This is a genomic window from Cobetia sp. BL01 (assembly GCF_056493605.1).
In genome coordinates, this window is the sequence record NZ_JBVBEE010000005.1 from 163,431 (window position 1) to 180,665 (window position 17,235).

Annotated in this window: 14 protein-coding genes; 6 read left to right on the plus strand and 8 right to left on the minus strand. The window is 63.0% G+C overall.

The genetic code is table 11. The features are described 5' to 3' along the window. Complete coding sequence (gyrB, locus tag ACZYGA_RS11345; protein ID WP_084209549.1) at positions 1–2,418, plus strand: DNA topoisomerase (ATP-hydrolyzing) subunit B; 2,418 nt, start codon at positions 1–3, stop codon at positions 2,416–2,418. A 152-nt stretch (positions 2,419–2,570) separates the two neighbouring features. Here the strand turns inward: gyrB and ACZYGA_RS11350 are convergent, their stop codons facing one another. From ACZYGA_RS11350 to glyQ, 5 genes are all read right to left on the minus strand, one after another. Further along, the gene (locus ACZYGA_RS11350; protein WP_479399220.1) at positions 2,571–3,500 is read right to left on the minus strand and encodes an alpha/beta hydrolase; all 930 of its coding nucleotides are present in this window, start codon (positions 3,498–3,500) and stop codon (positions 2,571–2,573) included. A 156-nt stretch (positions 3,501–3,656) separates the two neighbouring features. Next, a complete protein-coding gene (gene luxS / locus ACZYGA_RS11355) occupies positions 3,657–4,169 on the minus strand; it encodes an S-ribosylhomocysteine lyase (protein ID WP_077379728.1) in 513 nt (170 codons plus the stop codon). A gap of 138 nt (positions 4,170–4,307) precedes the next feature. Further along, positions 4,308–4,937 carry a D-glycero-beta-D-manno-heptose 1,7-bisphosphate 7-phosphatase gene (gmhB, locus tag ACZYGA_RS11360; RefSeq protein WP_077379725.1) on the minus strand — a complete coding sequence of 210 codons (630 nt, stop codon included), beginning with the start codon at positions 4,935–4,937 and terminating at the stop codon, positions 4,308–4,310. A 377-nt stretch (positions 4,938–5,314) separates the two neighbouring features. Then, positions 5,315–7,384: a glycine--tRNA ligase subunit beta gene (glyS, locus tag ACZYGA_RS11365; RefSeq protein ID WP_479399222.1), complete on the minus strand. Its 2,070-nt coding sequence runs from the start codon at positions 7,382–7,384 to the stop codon at positions 5,315–5,317. After that, positions 7,381–8,343 carry a glycine--tRNA ligase subunit alpha gene (gene glyQ / locus ACZYGA_RS11370; RefSeq protein ID WP_103751491.1) on the minus strand — a complete coding sequence of 321 codons (963 nt, stop codon included), beginning with the start codon at positions 8,341–8,343 and terminating at the stop codon, positions 7,381–7,383. The genes glyS and glyQ overlap by 4 nt, the downstream gene beginning before the upstream one ends. A 170-nt stretch (positions 8,344–8,513) precedes the next feature. Between glyQ and rfaD the strand changes: the two genes are divergently transcribed. From rfaD to ACZYGA_RS11385, 3 genes are all read left to right on the plus strand, one after another. Further along, positions 8,514–9,470, plus strand: coding sequence for an ADP-glyceromanno-heptose 6-epimerase (gene rfaD / locus ACZYGA_RS11375; protein WP_077379721.1), 957 nt, complete (start codon positions 8,514–8,516; stop codon positions 9,468–9,470). 153 nt (positions 9,471–9,623) lie between these two features. Then, entirely contained in the window at positions 9,624–10,643 is a 1,020-nt protein-coding gene (waaF, locus tag ACZYGA_RS11380) for a lipopolysaccharide heptosyltransferase II (protein ID WP_271302748.1), read from the plus strand. Between the two features lie 2 nt (positions 10,644–10,645). Further along, positions 10,646–11,551, plus strand: a complete 906-nt coding sequence (locus tag ACZYGA_RS11385; protein ID WP_479399224.1) for a hypothetical protein — start codon at positions 10,646–10,648, stop codon at positions 11,549–11,551. A gap of 151 nt (positions 11,552–11,702) precedes the next feature. Here ACZYGA_RS11385 and ACZYGA_RS11390 read toward each other — a convergent pair whose 3' ends face one another. From ACZYGA_RS11390 to ACZYGA_RS11400, 3 genes are all read right to left on the minus strand, one after another. After that, on the minus strand, positions 11,703–12,836 hold the full coding sequence (locus ACZYGA_RS11390) for a glycosyltransferase family 4 protein (RefSeq protein ID WP_479399225.1): 1,134 nt from the start codon (positions 12,834–12,836) through the stop codon (positions 11,703–11,705). 2 nt (positions 12,837–12,838) lie between these two features. Then, the gene (locus ACZYGA_RS11395; RefSeq protein ID WP_136939488.1) at positions 12,839–13,696 is read right to left on the minus strand and encodes a glycosyltransferase family 2 protein; all 858 of its coding nucleotides are present in this window, start codon (positions 13,694–13,696) and stop codon (positions 12,839–12,841) included. Positions 13,697–13,852: 156 nt separating this feature from the next. Continuing rightward, positions 13,853–14,641 (minus strand): 3-deoxy-D-manno-octulosonic acid kinase, encoded by a 789-nt coding sequence (locus ACZYGA_RS11400; protein ID WP_479399226.1) that lies wholly within the window; start codon positions 14,639–14,641, stop codon positions 13,853–13,855. Between ACZYGA_RS11400 and ACZYGA_RS11405 the strand changes: the two genes are divergently transcribed. Both ACZYGA_RS11405 and hldE read left to right on the plus strand, forming a co-directional pair. Continuing rightward, positions 14,640–15,803 carry a glycosyltransferase family 9 protein gene (locus tag ACZYGA_RS11405; protein ID WP_077379708.1) on the plus strand — a complete coding sequence of 388 codons (1,164 nt, stop codon included), beginning with the start codon at positions 14,640–14,642 and terminating at the stop codon, positions 15,801–15,803. The two genes, ACZYGA_RS11400 and ACZYGA_RS11405, sit on opposite strands and share 2 nt — an antisense overlap. Beyond that, positions 15,803–17,233, plus strand: coding sequence for a bifunctional D-glycero-beta-D-manno-heptose-7-phosphate kinase/D-glycero-beta-D-manno-heptose 1-phosphate adenylyltransferase HldE (gene hldE / locus ACZYGA_RS11410; RefSeq protein WP_479399228.1), 1,431 nt, complete (start codon positions 15,803–15,805; stop codon positions 17,231–17,233). Before ACZYGA_RS11405 ends, hldE begins: the two co-directional genes overlap by 1 nt. The last annotated feature ends 2 nt before the right edge of the window (positions 17,234–17,235 follow it).

The window sequence follows — 17,235 nt, forward strand, 5'->3', positions numbered from 1 at the left end:
ATGAGCGAACAGGCTTACGACTCATCGAGCATCAAGGTCCTCAAGGGCCTGGATGCCGTACGCAAGCGCCCCGGGATGTACATCGGCGATACCGATGATGGCACGGGGCTGCATCACATGGTGTTCGAGCTGGTGGATAATTCCATCGACGAGGCGCTGGCAGGGCACTGTAGCGAAGTCCGCGTGGTCATCCACGCCGATGAGTCGGTCTCCGTCAGCGACAACGGCCGTGGCGTGCCGACCGAGATTCATGAGGAAGAGGGCGTCAGCGCAGCTGAGGTCATCATGACGGTGCTGCATGCTGGTGGTAAGTTCGATGACAATTCCTACAAGGTCTCCGGCGGCCTGCATGGCGTTGGCGTATCCGTCGTCAACGCGCTGTCCGAAGAGCTGAAGCTGACCATCTGGCGTCAGGGCAAGGTCCATGAGCAGATCTATCGTCACGGCGTGCCAGAGGCCCCGTTGGCAGTGGTCGGCAACACCGAGAAGTCCGGCACCCTGGTGCGCTTCAAGCCCTCACCGCTGACGTTCGGCAACATCGCGTTTCACTACGAGATTCTGGCCAAGCGTCTGCGGGAACTCTCCTTCCTGAATTCAGGTGTGGCGATTCGTCTGATCGACGAGCGTAGCGGCAAGGAAGAGCTCTTCCACTATGAGGGCGGTCTCAAGGCGTTCGTGGATCACCTCAACACCAACAAGGCAGCCTTGAATCCGGTGTTCCATTTTGAAATGGAGCGCGAGGACGGTATCGGTGTCGAGGTGGCGATGCAGTGGAATGATGCTTTCTCCGAGAACATCTTCTGCTACACCAACAATATCCCTCAGCGGGATGGCGGAACTCACCTGGCGGGCTTCCGTGCAGCCTTGACCCGTACCCTCAACAGCTACATCGAGGCGGAAGGGCTGCTCAAGAAGTCCAAGGTCGGCACCACCGGGGATGATGCTCGTGAAGGCCTGACCGCGATCATCTCGGTCAAGGTGCCGGATCCGAAGTTCTCCTCGCAGACCAAGGACAAGCTGGTGTCCTCCGAGGTCAAGACAGCGGTCGAGCAGGAAATGGGCCGTCTGTTCTCCGAGTACCTGATCGAGAAGCCCAACGAAGCCAAGGCCATCGTCAACAAGATGCTGGATGCGGCACGTGCGCGTGAAGCGGCCCGCAAGGCGCGTGACATGACGCGTCGCAAGGGTGCACTGGATATCGCGGGGCTGCCGGGCAAGCTGGCTGATTGCCAGGAGAAGGACCCGAGTCTTTCCGAACTGTATCTGGTCGAGGGTGATTCTGCCGGCGGTTCCGCCAAGCAGGGGCGTGATCGTCGTACCCAGGCGATCCTGCCGCTGAAGGGCAAGATCCTCAACGTCGAGAAGGCGCGCTTCGACAAGATGCTGTCATCTGCAGAAGTCGGCACGCTGATCACGGCGCTGGGCTGCGGTATTGGTCGGGAGGAGTTCAATCCTGACAAGCTGCGTTACCACTCCGTGATCATCATGACGGATGCTGACGTCGATGGTTCGCACATTCGTACGCTGCTGTTGACCTTCTTCTTCCGTCAGATGCCGGAGCTGATCGAGCGTGGTCATATCTTCATCGCGCAGCCACCGCTCTACAAGATCAAGCGTGGCAAGCACGAGCAGTATCTGAAGGATGAGCAGGCGCTTCAGGATTACCTGACAGCCACGGCGCTGGACGGCGGCAAGCTGCACGTCAATGCCGATGCGCCGGGTATCGCTGGCGCTCAGCTCGAAGCACTGGTCAATCAGTATCGCGGCGTGATGAAGCGTATCGATCGTCTGGCGCGCGTCTATCCGTCTGCCGTGCTGCGCAAGATCGTGCATGCCCCGCATCTGGATGAGTCGGCACTGAAGGATGAAGCCATGGTGCAGGGCTGGATCGATGGTCTCCAGAAGGAAATGGATGACCTGATCGCCTATGAGGGCGGCCCGCACTACAGCTTCAGCCTCAGCCATGACAGTGAGCGCAACCTCTATCTGCCGGCAGTCACACTGACGGCGCACGGTGTCAGCAGTGACTATCTGTGGGACGTCGATTTCTTCAAGTCCGCGGACTACCGTGAGATCAGCGAGCTGGGCTCCATGCTGGAAGGCTTGCTGGAGGCGGGCAGCTATGTCTCACGCGGTGAGCGCAAGAAGGAGGTCGTCACCTTCTACGAGGCACTTGACTGGCTGATGAAGGAAGCGGCGCGTGGCTTCAGCATCCAGCGCTACAAGGGGCTGGGAGAAATGAATCCGGATCAGTTGTGGGAAACCACCATGGATCCGGAATCACGCCGCATGCTGCGTGTGACGGTCGAAGACGCGATCGGTGCCGATCAGATGTTCAACACCCTGATGGGAGATGAGGTCGAGCCGCGTCGTGACTTCATCGAGCGCTTCGCCCTGGTGGCCAATCTCGACGTCTGATGTCGTGATCGTCGCCAGCTGAAAAAAAAGCCCTGATCCTTGATCAGGGCTTTTTTTATGCCTTGCTGCCAGAGCTGGAGCGTGCAGAAGGCGGCACAAAGGAGAAATGAGAAAGGGAAGAGGGGGATGACAGAATGAGGCACGGGGCCGTCTCAGGCTGCCGGATCGCTTGTCAGCCATTCAGCGATACGCTCTGCCGTGACGGTTGCCGTCGCCAGCCCCAGATGATCCACGTCCTCGAGTATCGTGACGTGCGCGGCGGGATGTTGCGGCTGCAGGCATTCCTCGAGTCGGTCGGCGTGAAACGCCTCATCCTGATCACCGATCAATGCCAGCAAGGGCACGTGATGCCGTGACAGAGTCTCGAGATCTCGTTGGTAATGGCGTGGATTGAGGCCTGTCATCAAGCGCCAGGAGTAAGCGCTCGTGGTGTTGGCATCGCGATATTCAGCGGGAATGTTGAAGGTGAGTACCTCGAGATGATCCAGGCGATGGATGGACAGCTTGTTCAAGAGCATGCATGTCAGCATGCGTGCTATCCGCGGTTGTGCCCAGCGGGAATCGCGACGCATGTTGGGGGCGAGGTGATCCAGATAGGGAGCCAGCAGAATGAGGCCAGCCAGCGGGATGCCGGCAAGCCCGTTTTCCAGAGCGGATGCCGCGAACCGCAGTGCCAGGCCGCCTCCCGCAGAGTGCCCGGCGATCCACAAGCTGGCGTCAGCGGGGAGATCCAGTGAGCGGATCAGATCTTCAAGATCCTCCTCGAGCTGCAGCGGGTGATCGATATCGCCGCGCCGGGCAGGCGTCGGGCCATGGCCACGCAAGTCAGGCGTGTGGACGTGATACCCCTCAGTGGCCAGATGCGTTGCCAGTGAGGCGAGGTAGCGACTGTCAGCACTGGAACCATGCAGCAGGATGAGGTGTGTCGTGATCGCTGGAATGCGCGTCGGGTGGTAGTGACGACAGCCCAGGCTGCTGCCATCGCGACAGCGGTAGGGGACGAGTTCATTCGGTGCTGACCACGCTTCCTTGTCTGCCAGGAAAGTCGTGAAATCAAAGGCATGGCTGTTGGAATCGGGCATTCGCGTCACTCGCTCGGGATGTTGTGGCATGAAAAAAGCCCGCTATCTGATCAGGTCAGATAGCGGGCTTTTTCGTTCAAGGACCCGGCGCACTCGACAGGCTGATCAAGTCCGGTGCCTCAAGGCTTGGTATCTCAAGACTTGGTGTCTCAAGACTCAATGCGCCTGATTGAGGAAGCCTTCGTCCAGCTTCAGCTCATCATTGCGATTGATGCCGATATCGCGTGACAGGATGTTGCTGGCGATCTGCTTGGCTTCTTCCAGAGAATGCATCTGTGCAGTACCGCACTGATAGACGTTGAGCTCCGGAATCTCTTCCTGGCGTGCGACGTTCAACACGTCCTGCATGGCGGCAGACCAGGCAGCGGCAACCCGGGCTTCGTCCGGCTCGCCGATCAGGCTCATGTAGAAGCCGGTACGGCAACCCATCGGCGAGATGTCGATGATCTCGACGCCATCACCATTGAGGTGCTCGCGCATGAAGCCAGCGAACAGATGTTCCAGCGTGTGAATGCCCTTCTCGGAGAGAATTTCTTCATTCGGCACGCAGAAACGCAGATCAAATACGGTGATGTTGTCGCCCTTGGGGGTTCCCATCTTCTTGGCCACGCGCACGGCAGGGGCTTTCATGATGGTGTGGTCGACTGTGAAGCTATCCAGCAGTGGCATACGAGGCCTCCAGCATGAGGGAGTGAGATGGGCAGGCCGTTGCCTGCCCGGATTCATGTCTGAAGGGTAGCATATCGCCGCTATTGAATAGAGGGGCAAGCACATGCCGGCGCAGGGAGTGCGCGCGGCTTGTGTGTCTCACAGATAGCTCTCGGCAGCGGCTTCACAGCTCACGCAGCGGCGCTGGGACTTTCCCGGCTCACCATCCGACATGGCGTGGTTGAGCTCGCCATCCAGCAGGCGGTTGGTGAAGTCGGCCAGGTTGGCGACCACCAGCACGTCCTTGAGGCCCTCGCCATCGGCCAGTGTCTTCTGGCCCTTGCCGGTCATCACCAGCGCGGCGCGACAACCGGCCTTCTGACCAGCGACCAGATCGCGCAGACTGTCGCCCAGCATCCAGGCGCCTTCGAAGTCCGGAATCTGCAGAGCGTCCTGAATCTGGTGCAGCAGGCCGGGTTCCGGTTTACGGCAGTCACAGCCATCATCCGGGCCATGCGGGCAGTAGGCGATGTGGGCGATATCGCCACCGGCTTCCTTCACCAGCTGCATCATCTTGGCGTGCATCTGGTCGAGTTCCCGGTGACCGAAGTGGCCGCGAGCGATGCCGGACTGATTGGTCGCGACGGCCACGGTATAGCCCGCTCGCGTCAGGCGAGCGATGGCCTGAATGGAGGTGGGGTATTCGATCCACTCCTCGGCATTCTTGACGAAGGCATCGGAGTCTTCATTGATGACACCATCACGGTCGAGCACGATCAGTTTTTGCATGGTCAACTCTTCACCTCAGGGCAGTCAGGGGCGTCAGCCGGGCTGCTTGTCAGGGGGTCGCCGCTTTGCCTGGGAAATTGTGAGCCAAGTCACAAGATGACGCTCGCACGGGGATTGGGCAAATGGCGCCGAGTGACCGAAGAGCGTGGGTGCGACAGGCTGCCACGCTTTTCGAACACTGTTTCTATACTGGATTCTAGTGCGACCTAGGTAGGGGATCAAGGCAGAATTTGTGACATCGCGACCACATTGCGTGTAATCCTGTCACGCAATACGTCATTTCGAGGAGGCTGGATGCAAAAGAACCCCGCCGTGGCGGGGTTCTTTTGCAGAGACTGCCATTTACCGATGTCGGGGACACCGTGGGCCGGCAGCCCTTATTGGGTCAGCAGGCTGATGTCGGCCACACCCATGAACAGGCCTTGCAGACTGGCCAGCATCGCCAGGCGATTGGCGCGCACGGCGGCATCGTCGGCGTTGACCATGACCTGATCGAAGAAGGCATCGACCGGCTCGCGCAGGCTGGCCAGCGTATCGAGGGCTTCCTGGTAGCGTGCCGCCGCGAACAGCGGTGCCACTTCCGCGCCACGTGCCTTGAGGGCCTCTGCCAGTGCCTGCTCGGCCGGCTCACTCAACAGGCTCGTGTCCACCTCGGTGCGGCCATCGTGCTCGGCCTTGGCGAGGATGTTAGAGACGCGCTTGTTGGCGGCTGCCAGAGCGGCGGCTTCCGGGCGTTCGCCGAAGGCGTGCACGGCACGCAGACGACGCGCGAAGTCCAGCGGGTTGCTGATCTTCAGGGTACGCACGGCCAGGTACAGTTCGGCACCCATGCCCTCGTCACTGGCCCAGGCGCGGAAGCGATCGAGCATGTACTCGAGCACGTCCTCGACCAGTCCTTCGGCCTTGGGCAGGTCACGATGCTGCTCGGCGCTGACGGTCAGCAGCTCGCGCAGGTCGAGGTCCAGTTCGCCCTTGATCAGGATGTTGAGCACCCCGATGGTGGCACGACGCAGCGCGAACGGGTCCTTGGCGCCGGTCGGACGCTGACCGATGCCGAAGATGCCGGTCAGGGTGTCGAGACGGTCGGCCAGGGCGATCGCCATGCCGGCCTTGGTCGTGGGAATCGCATCGCCGGCGAAGCGCGGCAGATACTGTTCTTCCAGCGCACGCGCGACGGTGGCATCTTCGCCATCGTGACGGGCGTAGTAGTGGCCCATGATGCCCTGCAGTTCCGGGAACTCCAGCACCATCTCGGTGACCAGGTCGGTCTTGGCCAGCTGTGCGGCGCGTGCGGCATGCTCGACATCGGCACCGATGCGCTCCGCGATGTGGCGGGCCACGGCTTCGCTGCGACGGGCCTTGTCGGCCATGCTGCCCAGCTTCTGCTGGAAGACGACGCTCTCGAGCTTCTCGCGACGCGATTCCAGCGTGCTGCGCAGGTCGGTCTCGTAGAAGAAGGCGGCATCGCCCAGACGCGGACGAATCACCTTCTCGTTACCGGAGATGACCTGTTGCGGGTCCTTGCTCTCGATATTGGAGATGGTGATGAAGGCCGGCTTGAGCTTGCCGTCGTTGTCCAGCAGGTGGAAGTACTTCTGGTTGGCCTTCATGGAGGAGATCAGACACTCCGCCGGCACTTCCAGGAAGCGCTCATCGAAGGTGCCCGTCAGTGCGACCGGCCATTCCACGAGACCGTTGACCTCGTTGAGGAGGGCTTCCTCGATGACGGCATTGGCGCCATAGACTTCCGCCTCGGCCTGGACCTGTTCGCGGATGCGCTCACGGCGTACTTCACGGTTGGCCAGCACGCGGGCATCTTCCAGCGCGTCGAGGTAGTCCTCGGCGTGCGCCAGCGTGATGGCCTGCGGGGCATGGAAGCGATGACCGAAGGTGGTGCGGCCTGCCTCGAGGCCCAGCACGCTGGCCTCGATCACTTCGCTGCCGTAGAGCGCGACCAGCCAATGCACTGGACGAGAGAATTCGATGCGTGAGGCACCCCAGCGCATGTTCTTCGGCACCGGCAGGCGGGCGACGACCTGTTCCAGCATGGCCGGCAGCAGGGCGGAAAGATGCTCACCCGGCTGGGTATGACGATAGCCGAGCCAGATGCCCTTGTCGGTTTCCAGCTCGATCAGATCACTGACCTCGACACCGCAGGAGCGAGCGAAGCCCTGCACGGCGCGGGTCGGCTCACCATCCTTGAAGGCCGCAGCCTTGGCCGGTCCACGCTTCTCGATCTCGCGGTCCGGTTGACGCTCGGCCAGCGACTCGATCATCACTGCCAGACGACGTGGTGTGGCGTAGGCGCGGACCTGACCGAAGGCGACTTCGGCCTCACGCAGGCCATCGGCCAGGCCATTGGCCAGGCCGTCGGCGAGGGCATCGATAGCACCCGGCGGCAGTTCTTCGCAGCCCAGTTCGATCAGCAGGGTATTCACGGAGGTCATGCTGACGCGTCTCCCTCGGTAGTGGTGTCATCGGCGGCGAGCAGCTCGTCACGCAGTGCCTGTGGTGCCAGCGGGAAGCCAGCGGCCTTGCGCGAGTCGTAATAGGCGTGGGCCACGTCGCGGGCGAGGGTGCGCACGCGCAGGATGTAACGCTGACGCTCGGTGACGGAGATGGCGTGACGCGCATCCAGCAGGTTGAAGGTGTGGGAGGCCTTCAGCACCTGCTCATAGGCCGGCAGCGGCAGGTTGGCCGCCAGCAGCTTCTGACATTCGCTCTCGCAGTGATCGAAGGCAGCGAACAGCTCCGGCACGGCAGCGTGCTCGAAGTTGTAGGCGGACTGCTCCTTCTCGTTCTGCAGGAAGACATCGCCGTAGGTGACCACGGAGCCGTCCGGTGCGGTGGTCCAGATCAGGTCGTAGACGCTGTCCACGTCCTGGAGGTACATCGCGATGCGCTCGAGACCGTAGGTCAGCTCGCCGGTGACCGGGAAGCACTCGATGCCGCCTGCCTGCTGGAAGTAGGTGAACTGGGTCACTTCCATGCCGTTGAGCCACATTTCCCAGCCAAGTCCCCAGGCGCCCAGCGTCGGGGATTCCCAGTTGTCCTCGACGAAGCGGATGTCGTGGACCAGCGGGTCAATGCCCAGACGCTCCAGCGAGCCCAGATAGAGCTCCTGCAGGTTGGCCGGTGACGGCTTCATCACCACCTGGAACTGGTAGTAGTGCTGCAGGCGATTGGGATTTTCGCCGTAGCGGCCGTCGGTGGGACGGCGGGAAGGCTGCACATACGCAGCGTTCCAGGTTTCAGGACCGATGGAGCGCAGGAAGGTCGCCGGGTGGAAAGTCCCCGCGCCAACCTCCATATCCAATGGCTGCAGGATGATGCAACCCTGTTCGGCCCAGTATTGCTGCAGGGCCAGAATCAGGCCCTGGAAGGTTTTCACGTCTGGCTGTGTCATTGGTGAAGCCCGTTGGCCCATGAATTCGAGAACTGCCAAGTATACAATCCCCGCTTATCGGGTTATAGGCCGCAGACGTAACCGAGTGCGTGCCATTTCCAAATTCTGATGCGTCGCGTCCCTGCACGCGCGTATTGCCTACAAGCCTCTGAGAGGCTCTGGGAGCTCAAATGATCGTCGTTACCGGAGGCGCCGGCTTCATCGGTGCCAATATCGTCAAGGCACTCAATGATCGCGGCCGTACCGATATCCTGGTGGTGGATGACCTGAGTGACGGCACCAAGTTCGTCAATCTGGCGGATCTGACCATTGCCGACTATCTCGACAAGGACGATTTCCTGATTCGCGTCCAGTCGAGCCTGATGGGGGAGTATGCCGAGCTGCCGAAGATCGAGGCGATCTTCCACGAGGGCGCCTGCTCCGATACCACCGAGTGGGACGGCCAGTTCATGCTCGAGAACAACTTCGAGTACTCCAAGGTGCTGCTCAACTTCTGTGAGGCGAATCAGATTCCCTTCCTCTACGCGAGCTCCGCGGCGACCTATGGCGACAGCCAGGTCTTCAAGGAAACACCGGAGTTCGAAGGGCCGCTCAACGTCTACGGCTACTCCAAGCTGCTGTTCGATCAGCACGTGCGCCAGCGTTGGGACAGCCTGACCACCCAGGTGGTCGGCTTCCGCTATTTCAATGTCTATGGCCCGCGTGAGCAGCACAAGGGCAAGATGGCCAGCGTCGCCTACCACCATCACACCCAGGTGAAGGCGGGCGAGAACCCGAAGCTGTTCGGCGCCTACGATGGCTATGAAGCCGGCATGCAGAGCCGTGACTTCGTCTACGTCGGTGATGTGGTCGACGTCAATCTGTGGTTCCTCGATCACCCGGAAGCCTCCGGCATCTTCAACCTGGGCACCGGCCGTGCCGAGCCGTTCAAGGCGATCGCCGAGACCGTCATCGAGTACTACGAGAAGGGCGAGATCGAGTACATCGACTTCCCGGAAAACCTCAAGGGCCGCTACCAGAGCTTCACGCGTGCCGACATCGGCAAGCTGCGCAAGGCCGGCTGCAACGTCGAGTTCAAGACCGTTGCCCAGGGCACTCGCGCCTATCTCGAATGGCTGAATCGCTGAGTCTGAGCACGTGTGGACTGAGCTCGTGTGGACTGAGCTCGTGTGGACTGAGGGTAAGCGCGTGTGGAATGAGCATGGGCGCCTGCATCGCAAGTGCGATGGGGCAGGGCAAGCGCATCCGCAAAGAGGGTTGGCCGTGAAGAGGAGCAAGGCATGAGTGAGCGCATTCTGGTGGTCGGGCCCAGCTGGGTCGGCGACATGGTGATGGCGCAGAGCCTGTTCATGACGTTGAAGCAGCGCTCGCCCGGCTGCCGGATCAGTGTGCTGGCGCCCGCCTGGTCGCAACCGATCATCGAGCGCATGCCCGAGGTCGAGGAAGCGCTGGCACTGCCGGCGGGGCATGGCGACTTCGCCCTCAAGGCGCGCTGGCGACTGGGGCGCTCGCTGCGCGGGCGTTTCGATCGCGCCATCGTGCTGCCGCGCTCCTGGAAGTCGGCGCTGGTGCCATTCTTCGCGCGTATTCCAGTGCGGGTCGGCTTCACCGGTGAGCAGCGCCACGGCCTGCTCACCGAGTGCCGCAAGCTCGACAAGTCGATTCTCGATCAGACCGTCAAGCGCTTCACCTCACTGGGCTTGCCGCTGGACGAGTCCAACCCGCCGCAGCGCATCCCCGAACCCTGTCTCGTCACCGACAGCGCCAATCAGCGGCGTCTGCGCGAGGCGCTGGGCCTGAGTGCGCCACCGGCCCCCATCATCGGCATGATGCCGGGCGCGGAATACGGGCCGGCCAAGCAGTGGCCACTGGCGCACTTTCGCGAGCTTGCCGAGTCACTGACGCAGGCCGGGGCGGAGGTGCGTATCTTTGGCGGTCCCAAGGATGTGGCGGCCGGTGAGGAGATTGCCCAGGGGCTGGCCGGCGTCCACAACCTGTGTGGCAAGACGCGACTGGCGGATGCGGTGGATCTGATCGCCGAGTGTCGGGAAGTGGTCAGCAATGATTCCGGCCTGATGCATGTGGCGGCCGCGGTAGGGGCCCGTATCCAGGGCATCTACGGCTCCTCGTCACCACATTACACGCCCCCGCTGACGGCCAATCGCGAGATTCACTGGCTGGCGCTGGAGTGCTCACCGTGTTTCAAGCGCGTCTGTCCGTTGGGGCATACCAACTGCCTGAATCACATCGCGCCTGAGCGATTGCTGACGGCGATCGCGCTGGATGAGGATGAGCGGTGAGCTTGCCGAAGAATCGTACGACGGATGATCTGATCCATCCGCGGATGCGCGGGGCGATGACGCGTGCACAGCGTATCGAGGCGTGGCGTGCCTGGTGTGAGCAGCACCTGGTACTGCCGTTCAGCCGGGCATGGCTGGTGCGCTGGTGCCGGCATCGCTCGCGCCATCAGGGGCTTGAGCAGCGTGGCTTGCCGCGACATGCCGTGGAAGACGTGATGGGACCAGAGGCGCTGACACTGTGGATCAATCCGCGTGAACTGGTGCGCGACGTCAACTTCGGGCGTGACAAGCGCAAGCGGCCTTCCTCCAACGCCTTCATCTGGGACGGCGACTGGGACCTGCGGCGTGGCGCCTTCCGCTTCGGCTCACGCTCGCGCCTGATGCGTGACCTGATCGAGCATGGTGATGATCTGACGGTGACCGAGCGTTATCAGCAGCTCAAGGCCTTGCTGGAGGCGGGCAAGCCCTGGGCATCGCCGCGTGATGGCCTGCTGATGGACAGTGAGGAACAGATTCTCGGTTACCTGCGCTGTTATCGCGGTTATCTGCAGGACATGGCCGCCAATGGCTTCCGCCAGGGCATCACCAAGGATGAGATGGGCGTCGCGGTGACGCGTGATGGCCGTCTGCTCAAGATCAATCGTGGCCTGCATCGCCTGGCGATGGCGCAGCAGGTGGGAGTGCCCCGCGTGCCTGTCGTCATCAAGGCGGTACATCGTGAGTTCTGGGACAAGGTGACCGCCGGTGCCGAAGGTGATGAGGCTCTGCGGCGTCTGCAGGCTGCGCTGCAAGAGTGTCGTCCCGAAAGCGAACCCGGCCCGCTGGACCCCAAGACCTATCCCGTGCTGGGAGTGGATGAGGGGTGGCCAGATCTGCGTGGACTCGAGGATGCAAATTCCGGCAGTTGAGCCGATAACCTGTTGTTTATAAAAACGAAAAAGCCCTGTTTCATCGTGATGTTTCACATGAAACAGGGCTTTTTCGTTCTCTCTGTTCGAGCGACAGCAGGTACTTGGGCGACAGGTACTTAGGCGATAGATGCCTGAGGCGAAAAGCGGTCTAGCGTGCCAGTCGCTGATAAAGCCCCAGATAGGCCTCGCCCATGGCGCTGGGGGTGAAGCGAGTCAGATGCGCCCGCGCGCCCGAGACCAGCCGCTCCCGACGTGGTGCATCAGCGACGAGTGCCACGATGGCGCTGGCCAGCGCCTGTGCATCGTCGGTGGGCACCAGCACGCCGGTGGCATTGTCATGCACGATATCGGGGATGCCATCCACCTCGCTTGCGATGATCGGGACGCCGTGATCCATCACGTCGAGCAGAATCGAGCCAAGTCCTTCATTGCGTGACGGGAAGGCGAACAGATCGAAGGCTTCCAGATAGTCGCCGACATTGGTGTGGAAACCCTCCCAGACAAGATTGTCCAGATCGGCGCTCTCCGCCTTGAAGGCGGCTTCATCCTCTCCCGCGCCCAGGCAGACGAACAGCAGCTGCGGGTGACTGTCGCGCAGCTGACGGGCCGCCTCGATCAGCACTCGCTGGCCCTTGTGGCGGTCCACCAGCGCACCGACATGCCCGACGACGAAGCGACCCCCAGCGGGCGTATTGCCGAAGCGCTCCCGCAGTCTGTCCACGGCTGTCTCATCGCTGGGCAGGTGGGCGAGGGTGCTGGGAATCAGAGCCGTCTCCCCCCACTGGCGCTCACGCAGGTGTGACTCGATCACCGAGGAAATCGCCACCCGGCAGACGGCGGCGCGATAGGTCAGACGATTGAACCACTTGTCCTTCACCGGCTGAGGCACCCGGCGGGTCAGCAGATAAGGCGTGCCGGTGAGGCGCTGATGCAGCCACGCCCAGTGCACGGCCTTGGCTTCGTGAGCATGCACGATATCGGCGCGAGGCTGACCGAGATGGCCCTTGAAGCGCCCGTGGATCTCGATGACGTCCACCGTCACGGGCAACTCGAGCGCCGCCAGTTCGGTGATCAATGGCGAGCCTTGCAGGCACACCAGCGACTGACGGATCGGCGCGCCGGCTTCGCCGTTCTCTCCCGGGCTGGCGCGTCGCGCCAGGTCCGCGATCAGGTTGAGCGTCTGGCGCTCACCGCCGCGAAAGCCGCGGGCCAGATTGACGTGGCGCACGTGCAGCGGCCGAGACGGAGCTTGCGACGCCGCCTGCTCACAAGCAGAGGTCATGGTCACCATACCTTGTTGAAGTCTTCCGCCTCACGCACCTTGGCGTCGCGCTGGAATTCCAGCAGCTTGGCGTATTTCAGGTAGGCATTGACGCTGGCGGACAGCGCCACCGAGAAGCCATCGACGCCATCGCGGAAGCCGGCCTGGAAGACGAACTTGCGCATGAAGGCATTGCTGGCATGCAGGAAGGGCGTGAAGGCGTTGGCGCGTTTTCCCTTCTGATACATGATCTTGGCGGCGCGATTCGAGAAGCGGCCACTGGCCTTGACGAACAGCTCACCCAGATTGGCGAAGCTGTAATGCTCAAGGTCCGCATCCAGCTCGCAGGGGTGGCTGGCCTGAACGGAGCTGTGCTGGCGCGAATCGCGGAAGGCGAGCTTCTCGCGGTCATACAGGCGCAGGCAGTAGTCGGGATACCAGCCGGCATGGCGCACCCAGCGCGAGCCGATGAAGTTGCGACGCCGCAGGGCGAAGCCATCATGTGGCGTGCTGTCGAGTGCCAGTTCACGGATGGCGCTGACGGCGCCGTCGGTCAGGCGTTCATCAGCGTCCAGTGACAGCACCCAGCGGTGGCTGGCATGGCTCGGTCCGACGTTCTTCTGCGGCCCGTCACCCAGGTAGGGCTGGTCGATCACCACGGCGCCCATGGCGCGCGCCAGCTCGCAGGTGGCATCCGTGGAGCCGGAATCGACCACGATCAGCTCATCGCAGACCTGGGCCAGCGAGCGCAGGCAATCCTCGATGTTGTGGGCTTCATTGAGAGTGATGACGCAGCCGGTGATGGGCACGGCGGTGCGCAGCTTGCCATCGGAAGGAGGGGCGGTCGGGGTGACGGCCGGGGCCTCGTCGCTCGGGTTCATGACGGTCTCTGTCTTGAGAGCGCCTGGCTCACGTGTGTGACAGGCGCCGATGGGACGCAGTGGCAGGCGGGAATCGGATGATGCGCCTGCCGACGATTCATGTCGCTATCGTACACTGCATGGGCACCGATGCCTGCAGGGCGATACGCTGAAGCGTCAGGCGTGATAGGCGCTGCGAATGGCGGCCAGGCACGCCGCATGATGTGTCGGCGTGAAGCGCGCCAGCGAGCGCCCCAGGCGTGAGAGGTTGTTCTCGCGCCAGCGTGCGTCAGTGGGAGCCTCGTCATGCAGCTGGCAGCGATCGAGATCGATCACGTAGACGCGTCCGCCTTCATCGACCAGCAGGTTGCGTGCGTTGAGATCGACATGCTCGAGCCCGGCGTCATGTACGGCGCGAATGGCGCGACCTGTCGTCTCCAGCACTGTCAGCAGGGAATCGGGCAGCTCGGCCCCGGCAGGCAGGCGCTGTGCTTCGAGGGCGATCAGATCATCGGCGAAGGCGCGCGCGCCGGGAATCAGTACCGTGATCAGGGCGGCCTCGTAGCTCAGGCCATGCCGCCATACGCAGGCGCCGACCGGCTCTGGCACCGGCAGCCCCTGGCGATGCAGCGTTTCCGTCAGGCGCAGCTCGGCGAAGGCGCGGGTGCGCTCAAGGCCGGTGTAGAGGTAGCGCTGACGAGCGATCTTCGCGATCAGCCCCCCGCGTCGATAGGGGCGCAGCGCCCAGCGTTGAGCCGGGGCGCCAGTGGCATGGACGGGGTGCAGCTCAGCGGGCAAACGACAGACATCGAGGAACAGACTCGCCCCACGCCCCGGTGCTTCTCCGGTCACGGCGCCGTGTTCGCGCCAGAACGATGGCATGAACCAGTCCGGCGTCATTTGTGGCGCTGTTTCGCCATCATATAGAATGTGGGCATTCTCATTTCGGAAAACTGCCATCCGCATGAAGCATCCTCTCCCTGCCCAGCCCGCACATATCTGCGTGCTCCGGCTCTCCGCTCTCGGCGATGTCTGCAATCTTGTGCCAACGGTACGCGCCTTGCAGCGTCAGTGGCCTGAGGCCCGCATTACCTGGATCGTCGGCAAGGGGGAGCACAGTCTACTGTCCGGCCTGACCGGGGTCGAGTTCGTGGTCTACGACAAGTCCACCGGCCTTGCGGGCATGCGCGCCATCTGGCGTCAGCTCAAGGACACGCACTTCGATGTGCTGTTGCACATGCAGCAGGCGCTGCGGGCCAGCGCTCTGTCGTTGGGCCTCAAGGCCCGAGTGCGCATCGGTTACGACCGTGCGCGCGCCAAGGACTGGCAGTACCTCTTTACCTCCCATCAGCTGGCCCCGCGCGAGCGCGCTCACGTGCTGGAGTCGTTCATGGACTTCGCACGTGCCCTGGGTGTCGAGGACTGCCGGCTCGACTGGCGTCTCGATGTGCCGCCCGAGGCCTATGGTGAGGCGGCGCGCGTGACCGGTGAAGCGCCCTATCTGGTCATCAGTCCGTGTGCCAATCCGCGCCTGCGCAACTTCCGCAACTGGTCGGCCGAGGGCTATGCGGCGGTCGTCGATCATGCCTGGCAGCAATACGGCATCCGCAGCGTGATGACCGGCGGCGGCAGCCCGCAGGAACGCGAGATGGGCGCGCGCATCAAGGCGCTGGTCAGTGAAGGCGCGGTCATCGATGCCATCGGTGGTACCTCGCTCAAGGGCCTGCTGGCGCTGATCGATCGCGCCGTCGCGGTGATCGCGCCGGACTCCGGCCCCGTGCATATGGGCAATGCGCTCAATACACCGGTGATCGGCCTGTACGCCACCACCAACCCCGAGCGTGCGGCGCCCTATTGCTGGCAGCATCTGGTGGTCAATCGCTATCCGGATGCGGTGGAAACCTATCTGCACAAGCAGATGGACGAGATCCACTGGGGCCAGCGCGTACGCCATCAGGACGCCATGAGCCTGATCCGCGCCGAGGATGTCATCGCGCGCCTCGCTGAGCTGCTGGCGGACACCGATGGCGTCATTCGCGGCCAGAGTTGCGAACGTCTGCCGGTCGCGGCTGTCTCGTCTACTGACACCTCTTCTTCTGAATTTCCCTCTGCACGCGGAGACGCCTGATGAAGCTTGATCTGACTGCGCTTGAACAGGCTCGCCTGCTGGTCGTGGGTGATGTGATGCTCGACCGCTACTGGCACGGTGGCACCTCACGCATCTCGCCGGAAGCCCCGGTGCCGGTGGTGCGCGTCGGCGAGAGTGAAGACCGCCCGGGCGGTGCCGCCAACGTCGCGCTCAACATCGCGTCGCTCGGTGCGCATGCCACTCTCGCCGGTGTGGTCGGTCAGGATGACAACGCCGCCATCCTGACCCGCGCACTGGAAAACGCCAATGTCATCACGCGCTTCCAGGCCAGTGACAGCGTGCCGACCATCACCAAGCTGCGCGTGATGAGCCGCAATCAGCAGCTGCTGCGCCTTGATTTCGAGGAGCCGCTGCACGAGGTGGATACCAGCGCGCTGGTGCGCCATGTCGAGGCCGAGCTGGGGGCCAGCGGCGTGATGATTCTCTCCGACTACGGCAAGGGCTCGCTGAATCAGGTCGAGGCGCTGATCGCCGCGGCGCGCGCGGCGGGCAAGCGCGTGCTGGTCGACCCCAAGGGCAGTGATTTCTCGCGCTATCGTGGCGCCAGCATCATCACGCCCAATCTGACCGAATTCGAGACCATCGTCGGGCCATGCCGCAGCGATGAGGAACTGGCTGAGAAGGGCGAGGCGCTGCGTGCCGAGCTCGAGCTGGAAGCCCTGCTGGTGACGCGCAGCGAGAAGGGCATGACCCTGATCCGCGAGGGCTATCAGCCGCTGCATCTGCCGACGCATGCGCGTGAGGTCTATGACGTCACCGGTGCCGGTGACACCGTGATCGGCGTACTGGGTCTGGCGCTGGCGGCTGGCCATGCCTTCCCGGAGGCCGTGATGCTGGCCAATCTGGCCGCAGGCCTGGTCGTCGCCAAGCCGGGCACCGCGACCCTGTCGGTCGCGGAGCTCTACACCGCGCTGCATGGTGACAAGCTGGCGGAATTCGGCGTGATCCAGGAGTCCGCGCTCATCCCGGCAGTGAAGGCCGCTCAGGCACGCGGCGAGCGCGTGGTGATGACCAATGGCTGCTTCGACATCCTGCATGCCGGTCATGTGGCCTACCTGCAGGAGGCGGCACGTCAGGGCGACCGTCTGATCGTGGCGGTCAATGACGATGCCTCGGTGGCACGCCTCAAGGGGCCGACGCGTCCGATCAACCCGGTACTGCGTCGCATGCAGGTGCTGGCGGGCCTCGGCGCGGTCGCCTGGGTCGTGCCCTTCAGCGAAGACACCCCGGCACGCCTGATCGAGGCCGTGCTGCCGGATGTGCTGGTCAAGGGCGGTGACTATCGTCCCGAAGAGATCGCCGGGGGCGAGGCGGTGATCGCCAACGGTGGCGAGGTGCGTGTGCTCGGTTTCGAGGATGGCGTCTCCACCACGGCGATGATCGCCACCATTCTCGATCGCGAGGACTAGGC